The organism is Lentilactobacillus sp., from assembly GCF_040773105.1.
In the GTDB taxonomy this organism is placed as follows: Bacteria; Bacillota; Bacilli; order Lactobacillales; family Lactobacillaceae; genus Lentilactobacillus; species Lentilactobacillus parabuchneri.
In genome coordinates this window covers 1-2,226 of record NZ_JAXGWW010000290.1, presented here as the reverse complement: position 1 = coordinate 2,226, position 2,226 = coordinate 1, and the positions used below count along the sequence as shown (strand labels likewise).

Here is a 2,226-nt window from a genome sequence, read left to right as displayed (position 1 = left end):
GTGGTCAGATTTCTCGTCACACTTGTGCTGGTCGTGGGTGTTGTTGTTTGGCTTGCTAACCTCTCGACAAAAGTCGAATATGGTTCTCAAAACACCGAACAATCTGTTAAGGATAATAGTTCTAGTCACACCGAGTCTGACAACGCGTCTAAGGAGACGGGCAACTCAGACTCAAACAATTCTACCGATGATAAAGAAATCACTTCATCTCAGCGAAGCTCTTTGCAAAGTTCGATTAATCAGGAATCAGATGCAACAATTAAGAACAGCGAACAAAAAAAGCTAGACGACACGAAAACCAAATCCGGTAACCAGCAGTCGTCCAGCTCAGCCAATACTACTTCTAACTCAGCTGGGTCATCCAAGAAAACCGACAACAGTAAAAAGAACTCAGGATCCATCACTTTCAGTCAGTCTCATACCTTCTCTTCCGTCGCAGACGCCAAGAGTTGGGCCCAAGCCACGAAATCGCAATGGCTGAAGGATGGTTATTCCACCTATACGATTACTTCAGATGCACAGGGTAACTACGTGCTTCGGTTTGTGAAGTAATGAGTCGAACACTATTAAGTCGAACTTGATCAAAAGCAGCGTCCCCAGACACCTTATCGTGTTTGGGAACGCTGCTTTTGAATTTGGGCTTATTTAACTGGTTTAAACCGGGAAAAATCCAACTGCATGATTAAGATCGCAATAATAATTAAAACGCCACCCAGCAATAAATGGACGGTGAAGGGTTCAAACCCTAAAGCAACCGAAAAGAGGCTACCAAACATCGATTCCGTCATGAGAATCAGACCGGCCGGCGTAGGATCAGTGAACCGCTGACCGATAATTTGGAGCGATTGAGCACCAAATGAAGAAACGATTCCTAAAACAATCACTGGCCACAACCCAGCCTGCCAGTTAATTGCACCATAACTCGCATGTTCAAATAGCAGTGACCAGATCAAGCCAAAACCGCTTTGCGTGATTCCTAGCATAAATGACAGCACAAAGGGACTCGTATTCATTGTCCGCATGCCAAAATAGACAATTTGAAGCGCGTAAAAGAACGCGGAAATGAGTGTCAATAAATCACCAATGTGCAACGTAAATCCGTTTTGCAAAATGTTGGTCAGAAAGCCCATCCCAACAATCGCAATAATAATGGCAGGATAACTCTTTGCTTCGGGCCGACGCTTATAAATCACCCAAATAATAATGGGAATAATCACCACGTAAATCGCCGTTAAGAACGCATTGTTTGACGGTGTGGTATAACGCAAGCCCCAAGTTTGGAACTGATAACCTAAAAAATTAATTAAACCGGCGGATAACCCTATCTGGACATCAGCCCGGCTCATTTTCATAATGGCTTTGTGGAAAAACAGAAAAGCTAAACCAGCGTAAATCAACCCTCTGATGGCATTGATCAAACCGGCTTGCATATGCGCGTTAGTCGCCATTTTGGAAAAGATGTACCCGGCACCCCAAATCATCGCTGCCATCAGCAACATCAGATTGGCGCGCCCCTTTGATATTTGCATGGTGCGGTTATTCCCCCTCTAAGAACGCCAGCGCCAACTTTCGATACAGCACAGTCGCCTGTAAAAATTCGTCGATCTCCACGTATTCATCCGCCTCGTGAGACGTATTGGTTCCGGGACCGTAAACAATGGCCGAGAACCGGGCTTTCGACTGTAAAAATTCTGACGCATCACTAGCACCGCCAGAGCCAACCGGGATCACACGGTTACCAATGATCCGGTGACCAATTTTTTGCGCTAGTTTGACTAACGGCGCGTCTGGCCGGCCGGGAATTGCTTCCTCTGGATAGCTGTAGGACAACTTCAACTGAAAACCTGAACGGTCATTTAGACGATGGACAAGTTTTTCCAGTATATCATAAATCATCTGATTCGGATAAGCCGGAATAGTCCGTACATTAGCTGAAAGTCGGGCTTTTCCTGGAATTGTATTGATCTGTTCACCACCAGATATCAGATCAACGTTATGCAGCAAGCCCCCTAAAACTGGATCGATTTTATCGAGACCCTGCATCATTGCCGTAATTTCGTTATAAAATACGATCAAATTATCGATGGCGTTGATTCCCTTGGTCGACTGTGCGCTGTGCACTGATTTGCCGATTGAATCCACGTGATAATCAATCACGCCACGCGCAGTATACGCAATTTTATCTAAGCCGGTGGGTTCAGCAATCACCAAGCCCGCCAACTGGTC

At 45.5% G+C, this 2,226-nt stretch carries 3 protein-coding genes; 1 reads left to right on the top strand and 2 read right to left on the bottom strand.

The window, feature by feature from the left end; all coding sequences use genetic code 11:
• Positions 1 to 552: hypothetical protein (locus AB3112_RS10850; RefSeq protein ID WP_367334495.1), on the top strand; the 552-nt coding region annotated here is incomplete at its 5' end.
• Between the two features lie 89 nt (positions 553 to 641).
• Here the strand turns inward: AB3112_RS10850 and AB3112_RS10845 are convergent.
• Both AB3112_RS10845 and AB3112_RS10840 read right to left on the bottom strand, forming a co-directional pair.
• Entirely contained in the window at positions 642 to 1,529 is an 888-nt protein-coding gene (locus AB3112_RS10845) for a DMT family transporter (RefSeq protein ID WP_367334494.1), read from the bottom strand.
• Between the two features lie 7 nt (positions 1,530 to 1,536).
• Positions 1,537 to 2,226: M20/M25/M40 family metallo-hydrolase (locus AB3112_RS10840; RefSeq protein WP_367334493.1), on the bottom strand; the 690-nt coding region annotated here is incomplete at its 5' end.